The sequence below is a fragment of the Arthrobacter sp. alpha11c genome (genome assembly GCF_054149985.1).
Genome location: NZ_CP196747.1, coordinates 750669 through 775401, shown reverse-complemented (window position 1 = coordinate 775401; position 24733 = coordinate 750669). Strand labels below are relative to the sequence as shown.

Here is a 24733-nt window from a genome sequence, read left to right as displayed (position 1 = left end):
ATGACTGATATCACTACTGAAAAGGCACGCATCGGCGCGCCCTCGGCCCAGCCGTTTATCAACGGCTTCACCGAGGAAGGCGAAAACCTTTCGCCCGTAAACACCGGAACAAACACCAGCACGACGTCGGAGCAGCCTACTGCTGGTCCGCTCGGTGGCGCATCGGTAAAGAGCCACTCGCATGGTGGCGGCGTCGGCATCCCGGACAGCTCCCGCGCCGGCCGCCTCACGTCCTACAAGCTGGAGGACTTCAAGCCCCTGACCGGCCTTGAAGAAGACTGGCGTTTCACGCCCCTGAAGCGCCTGCGCGGTCTCCACACCGAGGTCCTTAACGGTGCAGCTCCGGCTGTCAGCGTGACCGCACCGTCCGGCGTCGTCGTCGAAACGGTTGGCCGCGAGGATCAGCGGATCGGCCAGGCAGCCATCCCCGAGGACCGCGTGTCCGCTAACGGTTGGGAGAACTTCGCCGAGGCTACCGTTGTCACGGTTCCGGCCGAGCTCCAGGCCGAGAGCGAAGTTTCCGTCCTGATCACCGGATCGGGCGAGGCTCCGGCTGCCCAGCACATCGTGATTGTGGCAGAGCGTTTCTCCAAGGCGGTAGTGGTCCTGGATCACCAGGGCACCGCTGTTGTCTCCGAGAACGTTGAAATTATCGTCGAAGATGGCGCTGAGCTGACCGTCGTGTCCTTGCAGGAATGGGCCGACGACGCTGTTCACGCATCTGCCCAGCAGGCCAAGATCGGCCGCGACGCGAAGTTCAAGCACATTGTGGTCAGCCTCGGCGGCGACGTCGTGCGCGTTACGCCGTCCACACGTTTCACCGCACCTGGTGCCGACGTCGAAATGTTCGGCCTGTACTTCGCCGACGCCGGTCAGCACCTTGAGCAGCGCCTGTTTGTTGACCACGCAGTGGCCAACTGCAAGTCGCGCGTGCTGTACAAGGGCGCGCTGCAGGGCCGCAATGCCCACACTGTGTGGGTGGGCGACGTCCTGATCCGTAAGGAAGCAGAAGGCACGGACACCTATGAGGCCAACCGCAACCTGGTCCTGACGGACGGTGCGCGTGCGGACTCTGTGCCGAACCTGGAAATCGAGACGGGACTCATCGAGGGTGCCGGCCACGCCAGCGCCACCGGCCGTTTCGACGACGAGCACCTCTTCTACCTCATGGCACGCGGCATTCCCGAAAAGGTTGCCCGCCGCTTGGTGGTTCGAGGCTTCCTCAACGAGATCATCCAGCAGATCAACGTCCCGGCAATCGAAGAACGCCTGACCGCAGCTGTTGAGCGCGAACTCGCCGCGACCGACAACTAGCAGACCAGGCAGGACAACCATGAGTGAAGAAACCAAGGGCGAACTGGTATGCAACGCCAATGACATCCAGGTCAAGCAGGCGCTGCGTGTCCTGATCGATGACTATCCCGTAGCCATCGTGAGGGACTCGATGGGTGAGATCCATGCCATCGGCGATACCTGCTCGCACGCGGACATCTCGTTGTCCGAAGGCGAGATTGAAGGCTGCGCGATTGAGTGCTGGGGCCACGGTTCCCAGTTCGACCTCCGCAGCGGACAGCCTCTCCAGCTGCCTGCCTACGACCCCGTCCCGGTTTTCGCGGTCACCATCGATGGTGACGACGTCTACGTGGACGTGACCAACGTTGTGAACGGTGCTTCGGTAGATAACTACTGAGCGCCCGGTATCACCAGACTTACGAACGGAAAAGAAAGAAGAGCATGTCTACTCTTGAGATCAAGGACCTGCACGTCAGCATCGAGACGGAGCAGGGCACCAAGGAGATCCTGAAGGGCGTCAGCCTCACCATCAAGACCGGTGAAACGCACGCCATCATGGGCCCCAACGGCTCGGGCAAGTCCACCCTCGCATCCACCATTGCCGGCCACCCGCGCTACACGGTGACCAGCGGTACGATCACGCTCGATGGCGAAAACGTCCTCGAAATGAGCGTTGACGAGCGCGCCCGTGCAGGCGTCTTCCTCGCCATGCAGTACCCGGTAGAGGTTCCCGGCGTCACCATGACGAACTTCCTGCGTACCGCCAAGACGGCGATCGACGGCGAAGCACCCGCCCTTCGCACGTGGACCAAGGACGTCAAGGCTGCCATGCAGCAGCTGCGCATCGACGCCGACTTCGCACAGCGCAACGTCAATGAAGGCTTCTCCGGTGGCGAGAAGAAGCGCGTCGAGATCCTTCAGCTCGAGCTCTTCAAGCCCAAGTTCGCCGTCCTGGATGAGACCGACTCAGGCCTGGACGTCGACGCCCTCAAGGTAGTTTCCGAAGGCGTCAACCGCGCACATGCAGAGGGAAACATGGGCACGCTGCTCATCACCCACTACACCCGCATCCTGCGCTACATCAAGCCGGACTTCGTCCACGTCTTCGTCGACGGCAAGGTCGTTGAAGAGGGCGGCCCCGAGCTCGCGGACCGTCTTGAAGAAGAGGGCTACGACCGCTACGCCGCAGGCGCAGGCGTTGCCGTTGCTCCTGCCGTACAGGCCTAGTTAGGATCGTTCCATGACCGAAATCAACGCGGCGCGCACCAGCCTCGAGGACGTCGAGGAAGCGCTCAAGGACGTCATTGACCCGGAGCTCGGTGTCAACGTCGTGGACTTGGGCCTCCTCTATGGCCTGAAGTACTCGGATGAGGACGGCGCACTCCTGATCGACATGACACTGACGACGGCGGCTTGCCCGCTCACTGACGTGCTGGAAGAGCAGGTAGGCAAGTCCCTCGACGGCGTAGTGGATGACTGGCGCCTGAACTGGGTATGGATGCCGCCATGGGGTCCCGAGCGGATCACCGACGACGGCAAGGACCAGATGCGGGCCCTGGGCTTCAACATCTGATCAGCAGTTTTCGCCCTCCAAGGGCAAAGAAATGGTTCCGGACCTGTGGTCCGGAACCATTTCTGCGTTTAACCGATGACTCAGGAATTAAACCGTTCCCGCAGCAGCTACGGCGCCGCCACACCAAAGGTGTCACATTTGTTGATGTCGCCGGTGGCGTATCCCTGGTAGAACCATTTCTGCCGCTGTTCACTTGAGCCATGGGTCCAGGACTCCGGCGAGACCCGTCCGGTTGCGGCTTCCTGGATACGGTCATCGCCGACGGCGGACGCGGCGGACAGCGCGTCCTGCAGGTCCTGCTCGGTGAGGGGGTCGAGGAACGGCTTGCCCGTTGCCGGGTCTTTCTGGGTGGTCGCATGGCGAACCCAGAGTCCCGCGTAACAGTCCGCCTGCAATTCGACACGGACTCCACCGGACTGCGGCCCCTGGGGATCCTGTTGTGCCCGGTCCAGGTTGCCCAGGATGTTTTGGATGTGGTGGCCGAATTCGTGGGCCACCACGTACTCCTGCGCCAGTGGTCCCCCTGATGAACCAAAACGGGTCACGAGCTCATCGAAGAACCCGGGGTCGAAGTATGCCTTGGTGTCCACCGGGCAATAGAAAGGTCCTACAGCCGTGGTGGCAGGGCCACATCCCGTATTGGTTCCCTGCTCGAAGATGACCGTTCCGGGCCGGGAGTACTGCACGTTGTACTGGGCGAGGTATTCCGGCCAGAAGGCATTAAGGCTGTTGACAGTGCCTGTGATCCGGCAGTCGAGTCGTTTGTCCGCGTCAGCGCCTGTCTGGCACTCCTGCACACCGCCGCTCCCGCCTTCGACGGCGGGCGGCTGGGTTCCGCCGCCTGTGAGGTCGCCAAGGATGTTGGGGTTGATTCCGAAGAGGGCCAGAAGCAGCACAACGATGCCACCACCAATCCCGCCACCTACTTTCGTCCCGCGGCCCATGCCTCCGCCGCGTCGGTCTTCTACCTGGGATGGGTCAAGCTGCGCACCGTCATTGAAACTCATACAGTCAGAATAGACGTCACCGTTGGTGCCGGAGGGCGGACACTGCCGTAAAATTGCGGGGATGCCTTTCCTGGATAAAATTCAGCTCTGGGCCGATGAGCGTCCGCACGACACCGCCGTCGTTGTGGGCCGCAGCCGGCTCAACTGGGCCGAGCTCCGCGACGCCGCGGCAAGCCTGCTTGGCCACGCGACGGCCACTACTGTGCTTGCCGAACCCAACTCCACTGACTTCGTCGCGAAGTTTACGGCGGCGGTGGCGGGGGAGCGCCGCTGTGCTGTGCTGGACCCACAGTGGCCTGCAGCAATGGTGGAGGAAGTGACGTCGCGGATCGTCGACCGCGCCATCGCCACCGGCGTGGAACTTGTAGACGGGGATCCGTCCACTACCTTCCTGATTGGGCTTACGTCCGGCACCACTTCGGTGCCGAAGGCGTTCACACGGTCCCGCCGGTCGTGGCAGGTCTCGTTCGACGCTTCGATCGAGTTCTTTGGTCTCTCGCAGGACGATCGGACCCTGGCGGCAGGTCCCCTCTCCTCCAGCTTGAACCTCTACGCCCTGTCCGAATGCCTGTACGCGGGCTCCGCGTTTCACTCGCTGGAATCCTTCGACGTCGGTGACGCGCATGCAGCGATAAGCCACGACAACATCACAAGACTCGTGCTCACCCCGACCATGCTGCGTTTGCTCAGCGAACGTGGCTTGGCTGGAGACGTGGATGCTTCCGGCATCCGCAGCATCATCTGCGCGGGTTCCAAGCTGGATGGCCGTACTTTGGAAGCGGCGCGGCGCTGGGCCCCACATGCTGCCATCTTTGAGTACTACGGAGCCTCCGAATTGAGCTTCGTCTCCGGCACGCGGCTGGCTGCCGGGGAACCGCTCGACGTCGGGGGTACTGGGATTGGCCGGCCTTTTCCTGGCGTGGAATTGCGAATCCTGGACGACGCCGGCCAGATTCTGCCGGATGGGGAGCACGGCAACATCAGCGTCCGCAGTGGGATGGTGAGCAACGGCTACCTGTGGGGCGACGACGGCCACGCCCTCCGCTGCTTGGACGGCTGGTACACAGTGGGGGACCAGGGCTATCTCGCCGACGGGATCCTGCACATTCTGGGACGTCGTTCGGACATGATCATCACGGCGGGGAAGAACGTGTACCCACACGAGGTGGAACTCGCCCTCGCTTCCGTTCCAGGCATCGAAGTTGCGGTAGCAGCCGGCGCTCCGGATGACATCCGCGGCCAAAAGGTGATCGCCGGCGTCGTTCCCGCTTATGGTGCCGTCACGGCGACGCAGCTCCGCACTGGCCTTGATGGCCTGCTCGCGCGGGACAAGTGGCCGCTGCAGTACTACGTCCTGTCCGAGTTACCGATTACGGATCGCGGTAAGGTCAGCCGGATGGTACTCCTTGACTGGATCAAAAACCATGATGCCCGGGCGCGTCCTCTTGGGTAGCGGCCTCCCCTTGGGTAGCGGCCCTTCGACGCAGGAGTTGGACGAGTCCCGCCAGCCGGTCATCATCGCGGCGCTGCGCACTCCGATCTGCCGTGCAAACGGGCAGCTGAGGCATCTCCGGGCGCCGGATCTCCTGGCGCCGGTCATCCGTTCCCTCATCGAGTCGGCAGGCATTGACCCGGCCGGGGTGAACGACGTCATCATGGGCAATGCAGTTGGTGGTGGTGGAAATGTAGCGCGCTTCGCCGCGCTGCAGGCCGGTTTGCCGGTCACAGTCCCGGGGCTCACAGTTGACCGGCAGTGTGGTTCCGGATTGGATGCTATTGCGCTTGCTGCGCGTCTGGTTGGCGCCGGTGGAGATCCGCTGTATGTTGCCGGCGGGGTGGAAAGCATCAGTACCGCTCCTGCCCGCGCCAACAGGACCGACGACGGCGGCCTGGACTTTTACTCGCGGGCCACCTTTGTGCCGACCGTGTTTGGTGACCCTGACATGGGTGTGGCCGCGGAAAATGTCGCCCGCGCGTTTGGTATCAGTCGTGAGCGACAAGATGAGTACGCACTCCGCAGCCATCGGCGGGCTCTTGAGGCTGCGGCAGCGGGCAAGCTCGCACGCGAAATCGTGCCGCTTGAAAATGCCGGAACTATTGTCGACGCCGACGACGGTCCCAAGCCGTCGTTGCGCGCCTCACTGATGTCGCGGTTCCCGGCAGTTTTCGTCCCCGACGGAACTGTCACGGCAGCCAACTCGTGCTTCGACGCCGACGCCGCGGCCGCGGTCGTCATAACGTCGCTCAAGCGCGCCCGGGAGATGGGCGCGGCTGACGGCTTGTTGGTTTTGGGTTGTGAGACCACAGGTGTGCATCCGGAGTTGCTCGGCATCGGGGCTGCACACGCCGCGGAGCAGCTGTTGGCTCAGCAGGGCTTGGCTGCCACGGACGTGGACCTGATCGAATTCAATGAAGCTTTTGCCTCCCAGACCATCGCTTGCCTTGATCATTTGGCCATCGATCCGGGGAAAGCCAATGCAGAGGGCGGAGCGCTGGCTTTTGGGCACGGTTACGGCGCTTCGGGGGCTGTTTTGGTGACGCGCCTCCTTACCCAGGCTCGCGGCGTATCCGAAAATTCCGGGGTAGCGCCGCTCGGCTTGGCAATGATCAGCATCGCGGGCGGCATGGGCACGGCGGCCCTGCTGCGCTATTCCCGGTTCCAGCCCAACTGACCAGCATTAGTGGTTGTTATGACGCCTGAAAACAACCACAAATGCGACTTACTTGGGCTCGTCCGGTTCCCCGAGTCCCCGGGCGGCCAAGGCATCGCCGGTTTGGCGCGCATAAGCGACCGTCGTGATAAAGACCGGCAGTATCAGTGCCCTTGGATTGCGTTCAAGTCCGCGGGCGCGGGCCGCATCCCTGACGTCCGAAAAGGCTCCTGCAATGAAGGGGATGCTCCTGAGCATCACGGCGATGGTGAGCGCGAAACGCTCGGGATCGGCGCCAAAGCGCTGGAATGGTTTGGCGAGGGAGACAACGCCGTCCAAGAGGTCCTGGACGGGTGTGGTGGCAGTCAGAACCGAGGCTGCGACGACGCACACCAGGACGTTCAGGACGATGCGTGCAGCCGTGGGGGCACCCAATTGCCACCATTGAAACAATCCGATCACCACGAGGATGGGCGTCACAGTCCATATGGCACGCATCAGGCGGCGCAAACCGGCCCCGCTGAACAGGAAGAGCCCGCACATCATGGCGAAGACCAACAGCGAGACTGCCCAGTCGACGATCAGGAAGGATGCGGTCCCGCACCCTGCAACCACCAGGAACTTCAGCCACAACGGGATTCGGTGGATGGGCGAGTTGCCCGGCACATAGTTGGCGATCAGGAAGCCGTGGCCCCTCATAACTGGCCTCGCCCTGGACGTTCCCCAAGGCCCGGAACCCCGTCTACGCCCGGAACCTCGTCCAGCGCAGTTGCGCACAGCTCCCGGTACCGGGCGACACCTTCGGCGGCATCGCCGTCGAATACTACTCGCCCCGACTCCACCACCAGGACGCGGTCCATCTCCAGTGCGAGGTCGAGGTCGTGGGTGGACATGACAACTTGCTGCTCCAGGCCCGCCAAGGTGCGCCGCAGTAGCTCGCGATTACGCAGGTCAAGGAGGGTGGATGGCTCGTCGAGGACCAGCACCTTGGGATTGACGGCGAGGACTGCGGCCAAGGCGAGCAGCTGGCGCTCCCCGCCGGAGAGCTCATAGATGCTCTGGTCTGCCAGTGGCAGCAGGCCAAACCTGTCAAGAACTGCTTCGGCGTGTGCGGCTCGTTCGCGGGTGTTCTTAATGGAGCGCCGCAGGGAGAGTTCAACGTCTTCACGGCCGGTAGGCATCACCAGTTGCGACAAGGGATCAGTGAAGACGAATCCGACGTTCGCACGCACCCGGCGCACGGCTTTAACTGTGTCATCGCCGTGGACTTCAACGGTTCCGTCGCTGGGCTCCACCAGGCCGTTCAACAGCCGTAACAACGTGGACTTACCGGAACCGTTGGCTCCGATGACGCCGATACGCCGCTCCGTAAGGCTCAAGGAAACATCCTCCAGCAGGGTCTTGGACGTGCTGCTGCCGTCAATGGCTACACGAACCGAGACCCTGCTGAAGCTGATGGAGTTCATAGAGATATTGTTTCTGATTTTGCGTGACGCAGGCTATTTGACCCTGCGGACCAGGACATCCGGGAAGGCCTTGTGAATAGCCACCGCAATGATCACGGCGAGGACATTCTTGAGGATGTCCCCAGGGTAGAAGGCGAGATCGGCAATGAAGGCTTTGGTGAAGTCCAGTTTGCCGTTGATCATCATGCCCAGGACGCCCAGGCCGTGGATGAGGACGATGCTGCTGACCATGGCGGCAGCAAACAGCAGCAGGGAACGGTTGCGTACCGTCTTGCGGATAATCAGGGCCGCCAGATAGCCGGTGGCAGCAGCTGCAAGGGGGAAGGCAATGATGTAGCCCGCCGAAGCAGTAGCGAGGATGCCCAGTCCGCTGCGGCCCCCGCTGAAGATCGGCAGCCCGGCCAGGCCAAGGAGGACATAAAGCCCGACGGCGGCGAATCCCCTCCCGGGGCCAAGCACCAGGCCGCTCAGCATCACAGTGAGGGTCACCAAGGTGATCGGCACGCCCAAGGCGCCAACCGGAATGCCGGGAACGATCGCGGACGCGGCCACAAGGGCTGCGAAGACGGCAATGAGGCCGAGGTCTGTGGCGGTCCATCGCTTGCGCGAAGAGTTGCGCTCCACAGAGGCGGAGGTGGTTTGGCTCATGACGGGTCCTATCGGGAAATGCTGTGGGTGCGAGATTGAAGTTTGTTTCCCCCAACAGTGAGGATACGGAGCTCGGGAAAGGGCTTTTTTGGAGCCTCTCCACAACCGTGAGTGAAAATTCTGTGAGAGATGGCACAATGTGCCGCTCGGGCGATGTTATGTCAGGGGGAGGGCGGGGTGCCGGTAGACTTGAACAGGCTGTTCTCACAGCCGTCCCCGCCGCAACTACCGGGCCAACCGGTCACGCAGGCGTTCCCCATTGAAAGGCATCACCCGAATTGATTACCGTCCAGGAACTCGAACTCCGCGCCGGCGCACGCCTGCTCATGGACAAGGTCAACTTCAGGGTGGACAAGGGGGACAAGATCGGACTCGTTGGCCGCAACGGGGCGGGCAAGACCACTTTTAACCCGCGTCCTCGCGGGTGAAGGCCTTCCGGCAGGCGGCAAAGTGACCCGCAGCGGCGAGATCGGCTATCTGCCCCAGGATCCCCGCACCCCGGACATGGAACAGCTCGCGCGTGATCGCATCCTTTCTGCTCGTGGCTTGGACGTGGTGGTGGGGAAGCTGAAGAAGGCCCAGGCCGAGATGGCAAGCGAGGACGAAGCCGTACAGCGCAAGGCCATGAACCGCTACGATCGCTTGGAAGCTGAGTTCCTGGCTGGCGGCGGATACGCCGCTGAAGCAGAGGCAGCCGCGATCTCCTCCAACCTTGCGCTCCCGGAACGCATCCTTAACCAGCCGCTGAAGACCCTCTCCGGTGGCCAGCGCCGTCGCGTGGAGCTCGCACGCATTCTTTATTCCTCGGCAGAAACCCTGCTCCTGGACGAACCCACCAACCACCTCGACGCCGACTCCATCACCTGGCTGCGCGACTTCCTCAAGGACCACCAGGGTGGGTTGATCGTGATCAGCCACGATGTCGAATTGTTGGAGGCCACGGTCAACAAGGTCTACCACCTTGATGCCAACAGGGCCCAGATCGACTACTACAACATGGGTTGGAAGCGCTATCTCCAGCAGCGCGAAACCGATGAAAGGGCCCGCAAGCGCGAACGGGCCAATGCGGAAAAGAAGGCCCAGGTCCTCATCGACCAGGCCAACAAGATGCGCGCCAAGGCAACGAAAGCCGTCGCAGCGCAGAACATGGCAAAGCGTGCAGAGCGCCTCCTTGGCGGCTTGGAAGCCGTTCGTGAAAACGATCGCGTCGCCGCCCTGCGCTTCCCGGATCCGTCACCCTGTGGCAAGACCCCGCTGACAGCCGAAGGGCTCAGCAAGTCCTACGGCTCCCTGGAGATTTTCACTGACGTGGACCTGGCGATCGATCGCGGTTCCAAAGTGGTCATTCTTGGCCTCAACGGTGCGGGCAAGACCACCCTCCTGCGAATGCTTGCAGGCGTGGACAAACCAGACACCGGCGACATCATCCCGGGACACGGATTGAAGGTGGGCTACTACGCCCAGGAACACGAAACCCTGGACCACGATCGCACGGTCCTTGAAAACATGCGTTCCTCTGCACCTGACATGAAGGACGCCGAAGTCCGCGGCATTCTGGGGTCATTCCTGTTCTCAGGTGACGACGTCGAAAAGCCTGCCGGAGTTCTGTCCGGTGGCGAGAAGACCCGGCTCGCCCTCGCAACCATCGTTGCTTCGAGCGCCAACGTGTTGCTCCTCGACGAGCCCACCAACAACCTGGACCCAGCCAGCCGCGCGGAAATCCTTGGTGCACTGAAGAACTACAGTGGGGCCGTCGTCATGGTCAGCCACGATGAAGGCGCCGTCTCGGCCCTGAATCCGGAGCGCGTGGTGCTGCTGCCGGACGGTGTTGAAGATCACTGGAACGAGGACTACCTGGACCTCATCACCTTGGCCTAGGCCGCCTCGCCGTCCGCTGCGGACCGTGCTTCGTTCCGCTGCGCGACGCGCTCGATGTGCCGCGTGCTCGCTCGTTCCTCGCTTGGACGCACGCTACGCACATCAACCGCGTCGCTACGCTCGCCGTTGTGTCACCTTTGCGGCCCTAGCGAACCTGGAGTTCTTCGGCGTTTGTGATGGCTTTTAGTTCTTCGTAGGTGATGGAGAACATTGAGTTGTGGTCTCCGGCTCCTGCCCATAACAAGGGGTGCGCTTTGAGAGAGGTGTCCAGGATCGTCTTTATATGTTCGGGGTGACCGAGCGGGGCGACGCCTCCCACTTCCTGGCCGGTGTGTTTGAGCACGAAATCGGGCTTCGCGCGGCGGATCTTTCCGGTGCCCAGTAGTTTGGCTACCAGTGTTGTGTCTACTCTTGCGGCTCCGCTGGCGAGGATGAGCAAGGGTTTCCCGTCGAGTTCGAAAATCAGGCTGTTGGTGATGGCTGCAACCTGGCATCCAAGGACAGAAGCGGCCGCTGCAGCCGTGGGCACCTTGTCCCCGAAGATGCGGACGGTGTCCTCAGCGCCTGCGGCCGTGAGGGCCGACTTCACGTTGAGCACAGGGTCCGGAACCGCTTCAGTAACCTTGTGCATCCAGGATTGCGTCTTCCTCTTCTTCTGACGTGGGGCGCTTGTTCTTTCGGCTTGTGGACACACGACGCTTGGGCGGCCCACTAACTGCAATAATTTCGTCCTCGCCGTCTTCGTCCTCTTCCGCGTCGATGGCAGCGTTACGCGCCTGCTGCCGGGCCGCGTAACCGAAGCCAATAAACATCAGGACGCCGAAGGCAAACCACTGCAGGGAGTAGGAGAGGTGTGTGCCCTCTTCCGTGGCTGGTTTGGGGAAGGGCGTGGGCATGGGTTGGACCGAGGGATCCTCGCTGGCCAGCTGCCCATAGGCGCCCGTCGCGATGGGGTACGGGAGTTCGCTTGCGAAGCTGGCCAGGTCAATGGATGGCAGTTGTCCATCCACCGCACCGCGGTCCAGCTTCGGTTCCGTTGGCTTGAGGCGGGCCACCACGGTCACCTCACCCACGGGAGGTGCCGGAACGATGTCGGGACGGCCCGGTGTGTTGTTGCCAATTGGCAACCAGCCGCGGTCGATAACCACCGCTTCGCCGGTGGTAAGACGGAAAGGAACCACGACGTCGTAACCTGGCTGCCCGTTCAACGGACGGTTTCGTACAACGCGCTGGCCGTTCAGGTCGTAATTACCCCGCAGCTCTACCTGGGTCCATTCCCGCTCGGGGTCCAAGGTGCGGAACTGGTCCTTGATGTCAGCGAAGGGGACAGGCGTCGCGGAGTAGTTGGTCACTACGCGGTTGATCTCAGCCAGCGTCTCTGCCCGCCGATCCATTTGCCAACGGCCTAGGAACACGCAGGCTGTGGCGAAGATAACGGCCAGAACGAAATAGCCCAGCCACTTGCTGGAGAAAAGGAAACGATACATTCAGCGGGCCTCGCCAACGGCAGCGTCATCTGCCTCGAAAGGGACGGTCTCTTTCCAGAGGCCCCGGGTTTGGAGGTAGTCCTCAAGCCAATCGCGGTGCTCGTTGCACGAAAGCCAAACCTTGCGCCGCTCAGGAGTATGGATGCGCGGGTTGTTCCACAGGAGTTGCCAGGCTGCGCCCTCCCGGCATCCCTTACGGGAGCAGAGGGCAGGGCCGGTGGCGCGATCGGACTCCTGGCTGCCCAAACCGACGCCGCCAAGGTTAAAGATGTTCATGAAGCCGCCCGTTCATCGCCGGAGTCCCCGGCCTTCGGTATATGAGTCGCGTCAGGTTCTGCGTCCTGAGCTGGTGGCTCGTCATCGTCCACCACTTCGCCTTTTAGCACTGTGACGTTGTCCGTCGCTTCGCCTTCGGTGCTCTGCGGCGAGCCCTCGATTTCAGCTGTTTCAACGTAGTCCAGCAGGGAATCGCTGTGGTCCTCGGCTTTATCGCTGCCGTTCGCAATGACCACGGCTATCCAGGGCAGGAACACCGCGCCGGCCACGGCGATTATTTTCAACCAGCCGTCCACCACGAAAATCAGGATGATGCAGACCATGCGAATACCCATCGCCACTGCGTACTTGATCATGCGCTCCCGCATGTCTTCCGAGTGGGCAGCCGCGGCATCGGTGATGCTGTGGACTTCGGGGTCGCCGGAAACAGCGTCCGGATCCCCGGGCACCTGCTGCAGGGGACTGTTTTCTCGTGTCACAGCTGAATCATCACGCTCCAAAGGCTTCTCTCAATTCTCTCACCAAGGCGGTAGCCGCCCAAACCGCGGGACAGGCCGGTTACCCGCGGGTTGGAGCAGGCGCCCGATAAGATCGAGGCAGGAAATCCCCTCTTCACCGCAGCACACCCATGCCGCAGAACCTGGAGCGAAAGTATGTCTGAAGCAGTATCCACCGGCCGTAGCGTCCTCATTACCGGCGGCAACAGGGGCATCGGCCTGGCCATTGCCGAGTCCTTCCTCGCAAACGGTGACAAGGTGGCAGTGACCTATCGAAGCGAAACAGAACTGCCTGAAGGCATCCTGGGAGTTAAAGCCGACGTCACTGACGAAGCCTCGATTGATGCCGCCTTCAAGACAGTAGAGGAAGCCCACGGCCCGGTGGAGGTTTTGGTTGCCAATGCTGGCATTACTAAAGACACGCTGCTCCTGCGCATGAGCGAGGACGACTTCACCTCTGTGCTGGACACGAACCTCACCGGTGCGTTCCGGGTCATTAAAGCGTGCTTCCAAGGGCATGATCCGGCTCCGTAAGGGCCGCGTGGTCCTCATCTCCTCGGTGTCCGGCCTGTACGGAGCTCCGGGCCAGATCAACTACTCCGCATCGAAGGCGGGCATGGTGGGGATCGCACGCTCGCTGACCCGTGAACTGGGCAGCCGGGGGATCACGGCCAACGTGGTGGCTCCCGGCTTCATCAACACGGACATGACGGCAGAACTGCCGGAGGAAACTCAGAAGTCGTACCTGGCCAACGTGCCGGCAGGCCGTTTCGCCGAGGCTTCCGAGGTAGCAAATGTTGTGCGCTGGGTGGCCAGCGACGAGGCCGCCTACATTTCAGGCGCTGTGATTCCCGTTGACGGCGGTCTCGGGATGGGCCACTAAAGCGCCACGCTCTGAGGCAATCAGCCAGTTTTTGTCGCCAGCCGACAAAGGGGTTCGAGCCCGCCACTGGCATGATGGAACCCGGGACCGCACGTTTTTAGATGAAGTGAACAAAAGGAGCACGAATGGGAATGCTGGATAACAAGACCGCGATCGTCACGGGATCTTCCCGTGGCATCGGTGCTGAAGTCGCCAAGATCCTCGCGGGTGAGGGCGCCGCTGTCGTCGTCAACTACCGTCAGAAGGCACCGCGTGCCAACAAGGTAGTAGCTGAAATCCAGGCAGCGGGCGGCCGCGCCGCGGCCGTCGGTGCGGACCTCACCACCGACGAAGGCGTACACACTCTTGCCAGCACTGCCATGGAAGAGTTCGGTTCGCTGGATGTCTTGGTACTGAGCGCATCCGGTGGCATGGAGTCCGGCATGGAGGAGGGTTACGCCCTCAAGCTCAACCGCGATGCGCAGATCAACATGCTCAATGCGGCTGTTCCCCTCATGCGCGAAGGCTCGCGTGTCGTCTTCGTGACCAGCCATCAGGCGCATTTCGTGGAAACCGTTCCCACCATGCCTGAATACGAGCCGGTGGCAAAGAGCAAGCGGGCCGGCGAGGATGCACTGCGCGCACTCCTGCCCAACCTTGCTGACAAAGGCATCTCGCTGGTGGTTGTCTCCGGTGACATGATCGAGGGCACTGTCACAGCCACCCTGCTTGACCGCTCCAACCCGGGCGCCATAGAGGCCCGCCGCGCAGAAGCCGGCAAGTTGTATTCGGTTGAAGAATTTGCGGCAGAGGTCGCCAAGATGGTGACGGCCGACGTCGAAACCGGCCACACCGAATACGTGGGTGGAGCAGACTACTTCGGCAAATCCGCCGAGTAGGTACCCTGGCAGAATTAGTTGTGGCCCGGACACGTGTCCGGGCCACAACTGTTTAACCGTTCACATGCCAGCCAATGGGCGATGACAATTTGATAAATTGTTTGGCTTTCTGCAACACGAAATGCGATTAGTTGTTTCACGTTTCTCCTTTTGCATTAATGCGCCCCATCTGATTGAATCTCCAAGGCGTCGTCGTCCCTAAATGTAAGCAAACTGTGTTAAGCCAAGGTAGGAACTTTATGGCAGTGTCCAGGGTCGAACCCACTACTGTGAACTAGGAGCATCTTTGGACCTGTTACTGCATGCTGATGATATTCACGCGTCCTACGATCAAAGGCGCATCCTCAAAGGTGTTGAACTTTCCCTCCACCGCGGCGAGATCCTGGGATTAATCGGGACCAATGGCGCCGGCAAAACGACGCTCATGGGCGTATTGGCCGGATCCCATAAGCATGATGGCGGGCAAATCAGGCTGGCTGGCGAGAAATATGGACCGGATTCGATAGAGGAAGCCCAGGCTTGCGGCGTAGGCCTCATCCCGCAGAACTTCCGTATCAACTCTGACCTGACGGTGGCTGAGGCAATTTTTCGGGGAACTTTTCAAGCCGATAAATCCCATGATGAACTCCGGGTTCAAGCAATCAAACTCATTCAGGACGTCGGCATCACCTTGGATCCCGACGTGAAAGTGGGCACTCTGATTCGTGCCGAGCAGACCCTCGTTGAAGTTCTGAGAATGGTTGCCGAAGAAGCCCAACTCGTGATCATGGACGAGGTTGCTGCATCGCTACCGGATCATGACGTCGCCGTCCTGCATCAAGTTTTGCGGATGCTGGTCGGGCAGGGGCGCGCGATCATCTACATCACCCACCGTCTTGATGAAGTCCGGTCCATAGCGCACCGCATCGCCGTCATGCGGGACGGCAGGGTCCACAAGATCCTCGAAGCCAGCCGGACCGACGTCGACGAGCTCGCCTTCCTCTTGCTGCAGGAGAAGCTGTCCAACAACGCCAGGCCCACGGATCCGGCAGTCGGAGATGAGGCTATGCGGGTGGTGGAGCTCACTGTGGAAGACAGTATCCGCGACATTTCCTTCAGCGTATCCAAGGGTGAGATTTTCGGTTTGGTCGGAACACATCGATCAGGCATCTATCAATTGCTTGAAGCGCTGGTAGGCATACAACCAAGTACGTCGGGCCAGATTTTCATGCATGGAAAACCTGTACAGATCCGGGGGCTGCAGGATGCACTGCGTTTAAAGATCGGTTACTTGTCAGACACAGCCGACACGCTGGAATCTGCAGGTGGAATCGTTGAAGGCCTTCAGCGCAGTGATGACGCGACCGGGGCTAATTTACAGGATGAAATCACTCAGCTTCGGGGCGTGATCGAACTGGTCCGCCGAATGCGCATCAACACGACAAACATTCATGGCGCCATCACTACTCTTTCAGGGGGCGATCGCCAGAAAGTGCAGCTTGCCAAATGGATGACCAGCGACTGTGACGTGCTGATCCTTAGTCACCCCAGCCGCGGTATAGACGTCGGGGCCAAGGAGACGGTGTACAGGATGCTCAATGAGCTCACCCGGACCGGGGTTGCGATCATCCTCTTGTCGTCGGATTTGTCGGAACTGGTCAGCTGGTGCCATCGGATTGGTGTGATGCGCAACGGCGAAATGGTGGCCATCGAGGCAAACGCCAATACCAATGAAGACGCCCTGGTGCACCACATGCTGGGGGAGAAGTTCACTTCCGGCAGTGGGGAAGCCCGCCGCGTGAAGAGTTGACGGCACTGTGCCTTTCCTGACGTGAAACCAAAAGGGGCGACCGCGAATGCGCGGCCGCCCCTTTTGGTCTTCCAGGGAAGATCAGATGGTAATTCCTTTGGCGAGATTGTTGAGCTTGTGGCGCGCCAATGCGAGGTTTGCGTACGTTCGGTCCAGCACCAGGTAGACAAACAGGCCCTTGGAACCGCCTGAGTTCAGAACGTTAATCAGGTGGTACTGCGAACCGAGCGTGATGAGGATATCTTCGATATCGCTGTCCACGTGGAGGTCTGCCATGGTGCGGAGCTTTGCACTGACAACATTTGAGTTGCCGGCAGCTGCCACACCCAGGTCAAAGCCAGGGTTTCCACCCTGGGCCAAAGCCATTCCGCTGGAGTAGTCCACGACGGCCGCGCCTGTTGCGCCCTCTATGGACAGCAACTGCTTTATGGATTCGTCAAGCGTGCTCATATTTTGTTCTTCCTTTTCGTTTTTATCATCGCCGAAATGTGTGAAGTAGACCGCCCGGGTTTCCTGGTGCACGGACGCATTGAGAAGTGATTCATCCTCGTTGGCATTCACTCCAGAAGGCACAGACTTTTCCTGACGTTTCCACCATCTCCGTGCGTGCCGCGAACGATTCACTTTCTGCCCCTGCTGGTCTTGATCCCGGGCTGCCTAATGCATCACCGCTCCGTCTTGGAGTTTCCAACTTTACACATTGAGAAGCCACTGGAATGCACTGTCTCAAGAAGCGAGCAAGTTAGTGACAATCGCATAAATTATTCGAGATTTGGCGTCACGAAATGCGACCCGCGAGATTCCGGAGTGTTTCTGTGCACCGCCTTTCGATTGATGAAGGCGACGTTAATAATGTGGTCGCCGCCAGCCTCCGTCGTATTTTGGAAAATCACTTGATAGGGCGTACGCCCAATCAACAGGGCTATCCCGTCAGGTGCCCGGTCAGGCGTTCGCGACGCATTTGCGAGCATGTCCCGAAAGCCCGGGTGGTTCTCCACGTGCCCACGGATCCCGGATTGATCAAAGGACGCCAACGTTGACAACCACACAGTTCCATCTGCCTCGACAACTCCATGAGCCGGGTACACGACGTGGCCGGTTTCGGTGGCGAAGCCGGACTCCGTTGGAAAGATCTTGAACCGCGCACACCACATAATGAAGTGCTTCCTCAGCACACCGTCAGGGTCAGCTGAAACAACAGACCTGCGGAGGGTTTCATGCTCCAGCAACGCATCTCCTTCGGATGGGCAAGGCGACGTGCAACAACCGGCAGGCGTCACATCTGATGAGTGTCCTGAAAGTGCCAATCGTTTCGCTGAAAACGTTGTGGAATCCACAACATGAACACTGTGGTGGCACTACTCCAATGGTGGAGGCCCTCGGCCAAGTGTCCGGGGCACCATCAATCGAAGGGGAAAAGTGTGATAAATCAACGCGCATCACGGCACTGGCGAGCGGCCACTGCCACCTTGGTCGGGGCGGTGCTGGCTGTGTCACTCTCCGTCGCGCCCGCCTCGGCAGCCCCAGTGATCAATAGTGATCAACCCGGTTCCATCACCGTTCACAAATTCGAGAAGCCGCTCCCTGAAGGCGGTGGCAACAACGGTGGTGGCGGCCATGGCGGCGGGCACGGTGGCGGCGGCAACAATGGTGGCAGTAACCTTTCCCGCGCCATTCCTGATACCAGCAGCCTGACGCCCTTGCCTGGTATTGAGTTCACGATCCAGCAGGTCAATACCATTGATCTGTCCACCAATGCGGGCTGGGACGCGGCACACAACCTTAGCTATGTCTTTTCGTCGTCTGACCCGTCTGGTTCCATCACTGCCGCTGGATACACCTTGGGTGCCGGCCAGGCCCAGGTCACTGCCGCCGACGGCACTGCCTTCTTCGCCAACCTGCCCATAGGCCTGTATCTAGTGACCGAGACGAACTATCCTGCCGGGGTCACCCCATCGGCTCCGTTCCTCATCTCGGTGCCCATGACCGATCCGGACAACCAGGACAACTGGATCTACGACGTCGACGTGTACCCGAAAAACTCTGTTTCCGGTGCGGAGAAGATCGTCACTGATGCTCCCGACGTCAAGCTCGGCGACCAGGTCGATTGGACGATCACAGCTGATATCCCGAACGAGGCCGTGATTGACGGTTACAAGGTGGTGGATCAGCTCGACACCAAACTGACCTACGTCGGTGCCACCGCCATGCTGGAGGATGGCACGTCACTTAGTGAAGGTACCGATTACGTCCTGAGCTTCGATGCCACAACCAACACGGTCTCGGTGGTGTTCACCGATGACGGACGTGCCTTGCTGGCAGCCCGCACCCAAACCCGCGTGCAGATCGTTGTGAGCACCAAGGTCAACACCATAGGTGAGATTGAAAACGTCGCACTTGCCTACCCGAACGCTGCGAGCTTCAACATCACCCCCGGCCAGCCCGGCGGGCCAATACTGACACCGCCTGTCGTTACCAAATGGGGCGGGATGACGTTGCAAAAAGTGGACGAGAACGCAGCTGCCCTGGCCGGCGCGTCATTCGCGGTCTACACCAATGAAGCTGATGCCACTGCAGGCACCAACCCCGTGGATATCGACGGCCAGAGTGTCTTCACTGTTGCCGGCGATGGAACGCTGACCATTTCAGGCCTGCGCTACTCGGATTGGGCCAACGGCGCAGCAGTGGCACCTGGGGACGCGGACTACCGCACCTACTACCTGGTGGAGACCACGGCGCCGGCAGGGTACGAACTGCTGGCCGAGCCGGTCTCCTTCCTGATCAACGGCACCACCACCCCGGTTGGTATTGATCTGCAGGTGAAGAACATGCCATCCAACAGCGGCTTTGAACTGCCGCTGACCGGTGGCGTGGGAACCGGCATTCTTTACGCAGCCGGAGCCCTCCTGGTCATTGGTGCCGGCCTGCTGTTCATCCGCATCCGCAGGGCAGACAACAACGCGTAGAGGCACTTGGGGTTCAGACGTTGGCGATGTGCCGCACGGCATCAAGGTAGGGCATGTTGATGACGGCGTCTGCAACTGCACGGACGGCCGGTTTGGCGTTGAAGGCAACGCCAATTCCGGCCGCTCCCAGCATGTCGAGGTCGTTGGCGCCGTCGCCCACTGCGATGGTGTGCTGGAGGTCGATCCCCTCGGCAGCTGCCCACTTACGCAGGTACTTCTCCTTCGCTGCGCGGTCAATGACGTCGCCCAGCACCCTGCCGGTCAAAGCGCCATCGACGATTTCCAGCTCGTTGGCAATCCAGTAATCCAGGCCGAGTTCTTCAGCTATGGGCCCAAGGATCTGGTTAAAGCCACCGGAAACCACAGCCACCACGTGGCCCGCTTCCTTGAATGCGGCTACCAATTCTGCTGCGCCAAGGCTGAGGCGCACTTCCGCACGTACAGAATCGACGACGGCGGCCGGCAGCCCTGCGAGGACCTCAACGCGGGCGTAAAGGCTCTGTGCGAAATCCAGCTCCCCACGCATGGCTGCTTCGGTAACAGCTGCAACTTCGTCGCGCTTGCCTGCATAAGCGGCAAGCAACTCAATGACTTCCTGTTGGATCAGCGTGGAATCCACATCCATGATGAGCAGTTTCCTCGGAGCCTGGCGAAGGGCCTCCGGAACGATCGCAGTATCTACTCCGGCATCCGCGGCCTCAGCCACCCGCCGTCGAATGGCTGTCAGGTCTTCGGGCGTGATGGCATCAACGGCGAGACCGGCCGTGTGAACACCAAAGCGGTCGTCTCCGGACTGTGATTCCGATGACACTGCCGCGCCGGCATCAGCCAGCACTTTGCGCACGTTATCAAGCGATTCAGGGGACAAATTCACGCCATAGCTGACCGCAGCCAAGTTCGAAGTCATGGCCCCAATCCTACTGAGCGCGCTACGTTCACCCGAATTCGTTTCTCCGCAGCAACGAGGACATATGCCCGGTTATCAGTCATCTGTATTTTTGTCCTAGTGTCTACTGCTATGAGTGATGTTCTGGAATTGGCTTCCGTCAGCGTTGTCCGAGGCAAGAAGACCCTGCTGGACAAGGTTGACTGGCAGGTCAACGAAGGCGAACGCTGGGTCATTCTTGGCCCCAACGGCGCAGGCAAAACCACACTTCTCCAGATTGCTGCAGCACGCATGCACCCGTCCAGCGGAAGGGCAGGGATCCTTGACGAAACCCTGGGCCGGGTGGACGTCTTTGAACTGCGCCCCCGCATTGGCCTTTCCTCGGCAGCACTCGCTACCCAGATCCCGGAAGACGAGAACGTCCTCAACGTCGTAGTGACCGCTGCCTACGGCGTCACAGGCCGCTGGCGCGAAGGATACGAGCGCGATGATGAGCGTCGCGCCTTCGGTCTCCTGAACGACTGGGGGATGGGCCCGCTGCTCAACCGTACGTTTGCCACTCTGTCTGAAGGTGAGCGGAAACGGGTGCAGATCGCGCGAGCACTCATGACCGATCCCGAACTCCTGCTGCTGGATGAGCCGGCCGCCGGACTGGACCTCGGGGGGCGCGAAGAGCTCGTGCACAAACTCGGTGAACTGGCCAAGGACGAAGCAGCTCCGGCGATGGTCCTGGTAACCCACCACCTTGAAGAAGTTCCCCCCGGATTCACCCACGCCATGCTGCTGCGCGAAGGTGGAGTAGTGGCAGCCGGTGCCATCAAGGACGTCCTCACGGACGAGCACCTGAGCAACACCTTCGGCCTGGCCCTGGACGTCACGGAAAACGCGGGCCGTTACACGGCAACTGCCCGCCGCTAGGCGGTCCCTCGGTCAACTGTGGAGATTCTTAGCAGCGTCCTGGTCTTTTTCGCGGGCTTGTGGGCCGGCACCATCAATGCGGTGGTCGGCTCCGGAACACTCGTGACCTTTCCTGTACTCATCGCACTGGGAGTGACTCCAGTGGTTGCCTCCATGAGCAACGCCATGGGCCTGGTGGCCGGCACTGCGGCCGGAGCATGGGGATATCGCCGGGAACTTGCGGGGCGCGGCAGGCAATTGCTGAAGCTGCTGCCAGCTTCCCTCCTGGGCGGTATCACCGGCGCATGGTTGCTGCTGCACCTGCCGGACAAGGTGTTCCACTACGTCGCCCCCGTCCTGCTGGTACTGGCCCTGCTGATGGTGGTGTTCCAGCCCCGACTCCAGGCCTCAGTGCGAAACCGTGAACAGAACCCGGAGCATGCCCTGAGGGACCGGAGCCACGGCATCCTCCTCGTGGTCCTGGTTTACCTCGCGGGCGTTTACGGCGGCTACTTCGTAGCGGCACAAGGGATTCTGCTTGTGGGAATACTTGGCGTGTTCCTCACCGGGACCATGCAGAACGCCAACGCCATGAAGAACATCCTGGTGCTCGGCGTCAACATGGTGGCCGCTGTGTCCTACCTGATCTTTGCCTTCGATCGCCTCAACTGGCTCGTGGTCCTGCTTATTGGCGTGAGTTCAACCATTGGCGGCCTGGTTGGATCCAAGGTTGGCCGTAAGCTTTCGCCGCGCGTCCTGCGAGCAATCATCTTCACTCTTGGCATCGTGGCCCTCGTCGTCATGTTCGCCAATCTGCTGAAATAATCGGCCGGTGACGTTCCACTATCTCGAGTCCGCCGATGATCCCCGCGTGACCGACTACACCACGCTGACCGATGTGCACCTTCGCAAGCTCCGCGAGCCGGAGGAAGGCATGTACATTGCCGAATCCTCCAGGGTCCTTCGCCGCGCATTGGCAGCAGGTCATCAGCCACGCTCGTTCTTCCTGGCGGAGAAGTGGCTGGAAGACCTCGAGGACGTTTTCCAGGCCTATCCTGACGTTCCGGTGTTGATTGGCAAAGCCAAGCTGCTGGAAGAAATCACGGGATTCCACCTGCACCGTGGAGCAATGGCAGCGATGCATCGTCCGGCACCCGTGCCGCTCACGCAGCTGCTGGCCGGCGCCCGGCGGGTTCCCGTGCTGGAAGACATCGCGGACCACACGAAGGTGAGTGGTCACAAAATGCGCGGAGAGTCTTCGCTGACGGAGACTGCTCCGCATCGGTCTAGGATCGCGGTCTTGGAAAACTTGACCGATCATACAAACGTAGGGGCGATTTTCCGCAGCGCCGCAGCAATTGGTGTCGACGCCGTATTGGTCTCGCCCCAGTGTGCCGACCCGCTGTATCGACGCTCGATCCGCGTGTCGATGGGCACGGTGTTCCAGGTGCCGTGGACCCGGATCGAATCGTGGCCTGACGACCTCGAGGTACTCAAGGAAGCGGGCTACTTTGTGGCCGGCATGTCGCTCGGGGAAGGGGCCATCACGCTCGACGAGCTGGTCGCCCAGGACCATCAAAACCTGGCGCTGGTCTTCGGCACCGAGGGTGAGGGATTGATGCCTGAGACCGATCGAGTGCTCGACGCGCGCGTGACGATTCCGATGATGAACGGCGTGGATTCGCTGAATGTTGCTGCCTCATCGGCTGTGGCGTTCTACGCAACGAGGTAGTTGGTGCCGAAGGATACGTTCAGGGCGAAACCGCAGGTCAGAGCACCATTTGCTACCCAGCGGAAGCTGCGGGAGGGGCCGTGACTTAGCCCATCACGCACCAAGCCACAGCCGCCGGTCTCGCCTCAAGCCTGCAGCACGAGTCTCACCGCCCTCAGCGATCCCCGGCCGACGATGGACGGGTCACGCCGAGGCGATGAGGCGGGGGAGGTTGGAGAGCGCTCCGGCGGCATGGGCTCGGCTGCGCTCGTGAGCCTCGGGGATGCGTGGGTCGTCGGCGTATCGCTCCAGTTCGGCGAAAGGATACAGCCGGCTCGTGCGCGACCATGCAGACACGGCCGGATGCTGGCCGCGTGCTCGGGCATTCGCCATCAGCGCGGCGTAGGCGATGAGGAAGTCGACATTCCGATCCCAGAGGTGCAGCGGGCGGCACAGCTTGTTCTTCTGGTCGTCGTCGTGGAGTTCGGCTTCGACGACGCCAAGCATCGCGTACTGGAACGAGACGGTGCCCCAGAACATCGGCTGAAGCGTGATGCGGCCAGGTTCGAAGATCGGACGAAGTGGAGGCCGGACGAGCCCCGACGCCGCGCAGTGGACATGCACCGTTTCGCGTGTCGTGGGGATGACACCGTCGTCGAGGATGATGCGGTCGCGCTCGACACTACGCACGTGGCCGAGGCGGACGACATCCTCGATTTGCCGGAGGAGGGCGATCTCGGCTTCTCCGACGATCGCGCCGTGGAACATCGTGGGTGGCACCGAGGGATCAACCCGTAGCAGGATTCCCTGGTCGTCGAGCCGTGCGAAGAGATCGTCAACCGTCCTTGCTTGGGCCATGGCCGCGATCTGTGCGGCGTTCGCGACGTACTGGTCAACGACTAGGTCGTGCGGCTGCAGGTAGCGTCTATTCGGCCACCAGCCCTCGCGCGGTTTGATCCACGTGAGGTCGGCGGGATCCACACCCCGCTCGAGAAGCCACACGCATGTGTCGAGGGCGGTCTTTCCCGCGCCGATCACGGTGAAGCGTCCGCCGGGTGGGCGAGTCGGGCGAGCCCACCGGTTGGGATGCAGCGGACTCCATCGGCCACGGCGAACGGCGGGGCGGAGGTGGCGGGGATGCGCCCCTCGAGATACCTGGCATCTACCACGCGGCGGCGCACGGTGACGGGCACGGTGCGGCCGTCCAGGCGGGAGAGGATCCGACCCTCGTCAACGAACTCGCACTCGGGCAGGTACACTACACGACCGGTCGGCAGGAAGACCCGCGTCATCGCCTCTTCGAAATGCGCACAGATCTCGCTCGGCCCAGCCAGCTCGTACATGCCAGCGTTCGTGCCGCTGACGTCGCGCCTGTTGGCTCCGAATGGCACGGATTCGACCCCATAGAGGTTCGCGGGCTGGTGCAGCCGAACGAACGGATATGCGTCCTGCCAATGTCCCCCGGGCGCGTGCCGACGATCGACGATCGCGACCGTGGCATCCGAATGCGCGAGGATCCGGTCTGTGAAGACCATCCCCGCTGTCCCAGCGCCGACCACCAGATAGTCGGCTTCGATGCGCCCGCGCACCCACTTACAGTAAACCCGACCGTCTGCGCAGGGGAATCCTCCGGTGTGCAGGAACGGTCGGGCCGCGCGGCTGACGGAGTCGCTCACTCCGGCAGGAGAACTGGTCTTCCAGGTTCCCTGGGCCCGCCTGGAAAGCTGGCCTGGTGACCTCGAAAGGCTCAAGGAACAGGGCTTCACAGTTGCCGCCATGGAATTGACCGAAGACGCTGTTGACCGCTTCGGCGGCGGCGTTCTGGGAGATTCACCCGCAGGACTGAGCCTGGTTCGTGCGCCCGGCTGGTTTCGGCTATGATTGATTGTTGGCCCGGCCGCTGAAATTTCATGGCAGCAGGCGGACCACCTCCATTCATACCTGGCA

At 61.2% G+C, this 24733-nt stretch carries 25 protein-coding genes and 3 pseudogenes; 15 read left to right on the top strand and 13 right to left on the bottom strand.

Annotation, left to right across the window (positions count from 1 at the left end; translation table 11 throughout):
* Genes sufD through ACTAQJ_RS03595 form a run of 4 tightly spaced genes read left to right on the top strand, consistent with a single transcriptional unit; the run spans position 1 to position 2866 of the window.
* Entirely contained in the window at positions 1-1314 is a 1314-nt protein-coding gene (gene sufD / locus ACTAQJ_RS03610; RefSeq protein ID WP_477515619.1) for a Fe-S cluster assembly protein SufD, read from the top strand.
* Positions 1315-1333: 19 nt separating this feature from the next.
* Positions 1334-1690: a non-heme iron oxygenase ferredoxin subunit gene (locus ACTAQJ_RS03605; RefSeq protein ID WP_431115220.1), complete on the top strand. Its 357-nt coding sequence runs from the start codon at positions 1334-1336 to the stop codon at positions 1688-1690.
* A gap of 44 nt (positions 1691-1734) precedes the next feature.
* Positions 1735-2520, top strand: coding sequence for a Fe-S cluster assembly ATPase SufC (gene sufC / locus ACTAQJ_RS03600; protein ID WP_224090246.1), 786 nt, complete (start codon positions 1735-1737; stop codon positions 2518-2520).
* Positions 2521-2533: 13 nt separating this feature from the next.
* The gene (locus ACTAQJ_RS03595; protein WP_018777579.1) at positions 2534-2866 is read left to right on the top strand and encodes a metal-sulfur cluster assembly factor; all 333 of its coding nucleotides are present in this window, start codon (positions 2534-2536) and stop codon (positions 2864-2866) included.
* Positions 2867-2973: 107 nt separating this feature from the next.
* Here ACTAQJ_RS03595 and ypfJ read toward each other — a convergent pair whose 3' ends face one another.
* Positions 2974-3873 (bottom strand): KPN_02809 family neutral zinc metallopeptidase, encoded by a 900-nt coding sequence (ypfJ, locus tag ACTAQJ_RS03590; protein WP_498700752.1) that lies wholly within the window; start codon positions 3871-3873, stop codon positions 2974-2976.
* Positions 3874-3934: 61 nt separating this feature from the next.
* On the opposite strand from ypfJ, the gene ACTAQJ_RS03585 reads away from it, so the two are divergent.
* The gene (locus ACTAQJ_RS03585) at positions 3935-5326 is read left to right on the top strand and encodes a class I adenylate-forming enzyme family protein (protein WP_498700750.1); all 1392 of its coding nucleotides are present in this window, start codon (positions 3935-3937) and stop codon (positions 5324-5326) included.
* Positions 5298-6545: a thiolase family protein gene (locus tag ACTAQJ_RS03580; RefSeq protein ID WP_431115223.1), complete on the top strand. Its 1248-nt coding sequence runs from the start codon at positions 5298-5300 to the stop codon at positions 6543-6545. Before ACTAQJ_RS03585 ends, ACTAQJ_RS03580 begins: the two co-directional genes overlap by 29 nt.
* A 48-nt stretch (positions 6546-6593) precedes the next feature.
* On the opposite strand, the gene ACTAQJ_RS03575 is transcribed toward ACTAQJ_RS03580, so the two are convergent.
* Genes ACTAQJ_RS03575 through ACTAQJ_RS03565 form a run of 3 tightly spaced genes read right to left on the bottom strand, consistent with a single transcriptional unit; the run spans position 6594 to position 8638 of the window.
* A complete protein-coding gene (locus ACTAQJ_RS03575; RefSeq protein WP_498700748.1) occupies positions 6594-7223 on the bottom strand; it encodes an energy-coupling factor transporter transmembrane component T family protein in 630 nt (209 codons plus the stop codon).
* Positions 7220-7990: an energy-coupling factor ABC transporter ATP-binding protein gene (locus ACTAQJ_RS03570; protein ID WP_498700746.1), complete on the bottom strand. Its 771-nt coding sequence runs from the start codon at positions 7988-7990 to the stop codon at positions 7220-7222. Before ACTAQJ_RS03570 ends, ACTAQJ_RS03575 begins: the two co-directional genes overlap by 4 nt.
* A 33-nt stretch (positions 7991-8023) precedes the next feature.
* Positions 8024-8638 (bottom strand): biotin transporter BioY, encoded by a 615-nt coding sequence (locus tag ACTAQJ_RS03565; protein WP_498700744.1) that lies wholly within the window; start codon positions 8636-8638, stop codon positions 8024-8026.
* A gap of 278 nt (positions 8639-8916) precedes the next feature.
* Between ACTAQJ_RS03565 and ACTAQJ_RS03560 the strand changes: the two are divergent.
* Positions 8917-10516, top strand: a pseudogene (locus tag ACTAQJ_RS03560) (ABC-F family ATP-binding cassette domain-containing protein).
* Between the two features lie 145 nt (positions 10517-10661).
* Here ACTAQJ_RS03560 and ACTAQJ_RS03555 read toward each other — a convergent pair.
* From ACTAQJ_RS03555 to ACTAQJ_RS03540, 4 genes are read right to left on the bottom strand one after another with little or no spacing between them, the layout of a single operon-like run.
* Positions 10662-11147 carry a YbaK/EbsC family protein gene (locus tag ACTAQJ_RS03555; protein WP_498700743.1) on the bottom strand — a complete coding sequence of 162 codons (486 nt, stop codon included), beginning with the start codon at positions 11145-11147 and terminating at the stop codon, positions 10662-10664.
* Complete coding sequence (locus ACTAQJ_RS03550) at positions 11131-12003, bottom strand: SURF1 family cytochrome oxidase biogenesis protein (protein ID WP_498700741.1); 873 nt, start codon at positions 12001-12003, stop codon at positions 11131-11133. Before ACTAQJ_RS03550 ends, ACTAQJ_RS03555 begins: the two co-directional genes overlap by 17 nt.
* Positions 12004-12279, bottom strand: a complete 276-nt coding sequence (locus ACTAQJ_RS03545; protein ID WP_498700738.1) for a hypothetical protein — start codon at positions 12277-12279, stop codon at positions 12004-12006.
* Positions 12276-12779, bottom strand: a complete 504-nt coding sequence (locus tag ACTAQJ_RS03540; RefSeq protein ID WP_498700736.1) for a DUF3099 domain-containing protein — start codon at positions 12777-12779, stop codon at positions 12276-12278. The genes ACTAQJ_RS03545 and ACTAQJ_RS03540 overlap by 4 nt, the downstream gene beginning before the upstream one ends.
* A gap of 153 nt (positions 12780-12932) precedes the next feature.
* Between ACTAQJ_RS03540 and ACTAQJ_RS03535 the strand changes: the two are divergent.
* From ACTAQJ_RS03535 to ACTAQJ_RS03525, 3 genes and pseudogenes are all read left to right on the top strand, one after another.
* Positions 12933-13659, top strand: a pseudogene (locus ACTAQJ_RS03535) (beta-ketoacyl-ACP reductase).
* Positions 13660-13784: 125 nt separating this feature from the next.
* Positions 13785-14537: an SDR family oxidoreductase gene (locus ACTAQJ_RS03530; RefSeq protein ID WP_498700734.1), complete on the top strand. Its 753-nt coding sequence runs from the start codon at positions 13785-13787 to the stop codon at positions 14535-14537.
* Positions 14538-14823: 286 nt separating this feature from the next.
* Complete coding sequence (locus ACTAQJ_RS03525) at positions 14824-16326, top strand: sugar ABC transporter ATP-binding protein (RefSeq protein WP_431115232.1); 1503 nt, start codon at positions 14824-14826, stop codon at positions 16324-16326.
* A gap of 81 nt (positions 16327-16407) precedes the next feature.
* On the opposite strand, the gene ACTAQJ_RS03520 is transcribed toward ACTAQJ_RS03525, so the two are convergent.
* The gene (locus ACTAQJ_RS03520) at positions 16408-16776 is read right to left on the bottom strand and encodes a hypothetical protein (protein ID WP_431115233.1); all 369 of its coding nucleotides are present in this window, start codon (positions 16774-16776) and stop codon (positions 16408-16410) included.
* 311 nt (positions 16777-17087) lie between these two features.
* Positions 17088-17555: a hypothetical protein gene (locus ACTAQJ_RS03515; protein WP_498700730.1), complete on the bottom strand. Its 468-nt coding sequence runs from the start codon at positions 17553-17555 to the stop codon at positions 17088-17090.
* 192 nt (positions 17556-17747) lie between these two features.
* On the opposite strand from ACTAQJ_RS03515, the gene ACTAQJ_RS03510 reads away from it, so the two are divergent.
* Complete coding sequence (locus tag ACTAQJ_RS03510; RefSeq protein ID WP_498700728.1) at positions 17748-19292, top strand: SpaH/EbpB family LPXTG-anchored major pilin; 1545 nt, start codon at positions 17748-17750, stop codon at positions 19290-19292.
* A 13-nt stretch (positions 19293-19305) separates the two neighbouring features.
* On the opposite strand, the gene serB is transcribed toward ACTAQJ_RS03510, so the two are convergent.
* Positions 19306-20199 carry a phosphoserine phosphatase SerB gene (serB, locus tag ACTAQJ_RS03505; RefSeq protein ID WP_498700726.1) on the bottom strand — a complete coding sequence of 298 codons (894 nt, stop codon included), beginning with the start codon at positions 20197-20199 and terminating at the stop codon, positions 19306-19308.
* A 111-nt stretch (positions 20200-20310) separates the two neighbouring features.
* Here serB and ACTAQJ_RS03500 point away from each other — a divergent pair, with 111 nt between their 5' ends.
* The 3 genes from ACTAQJ_RS03500 to ACTAQJ_RS03490 are packed head-to-tail and all read left to right on the top strand — an operon-like array spanning position 20311 to position 22807.
* A complete protein-coding gene (locus ACTAQJ_RS03500) occupies positions 20311-21096 on the top strand; it encodes an ABC transporter ATP-binding protein (RefSeq protein ID WP_431115237.1) in 786 nt (261 codons plus the stop codon).
* Between the two features lie 18 nt (positions 21097-21114).
* Positions 21115-21900, top strand: coding sequence for a sulfite exporter TauE/SafE family protein (locus tag ACTAQJ_RS03495; protein WP_498700723.1), 786 nt, complete (start codon positions 21115-21117; stop codon positions 21898-21900).
* Between the two features lie 7 nt (positions 21901-21907).
* Positions 21908-22807 (top strand): TrmH family RNA methyltransferase, encoded by a 900-nt coding sequence (locus tag ACTAQJ_RS03490; protein ID WP_431115239.1) that lies wholly within the window; start codon positions 21908-21910, stop codon positions 22805-22807.
* A 183-nt stretch (positions 22808-22990) separates the two neighbouring features.
* Here ACTAQJ_RS03490 and ACTAQJ_RS03485 read toward each other — a convergent pair whose 3' ends face one another.
* Both ACTAQJ_RS03485 and ACTAQJ_RS03480 read right to left on the bottom strand, forming a co-directional pair.
* Entirely contained in the window at positions 22991-23824 is an 834-nt protein-coding gene (locus ACTAQJ_RS03485) for a hypothetical protein (RefSeq protein ID WP_498700721.1), read from the bottom strand.
* Positions 23821-24321 (bottom strand): hypothetical protein, encoded by a 501-nt coding sequence (locus ACTAQJ_RS03480; protein ID WP_498702146.1) that lies wholly within the window; start codon positions 24319-24321, stop codon positions 23821-23823. The genes ACTAQJ_RS03485 and ACTAQJ_RS03480 overlap by 4 nt, the downstream gene beginning before the upstream one ends.
* A gap of 157 nt (positions 24322-24478) precedes the next feature.
* Here ACTAQJ_RS03480 and ACTAQJ_RS03475 point away from each other — a divergent pair.
* Positions 24479-24589, top strand: a pseudogene (locus tag ACTAQJ_RS03475) (TrmH family RNA methyltransferase); the annotation flags it as partial.
* Between the last annotated feature and the right edge of the window lie 144 nt (positions 24590-24733).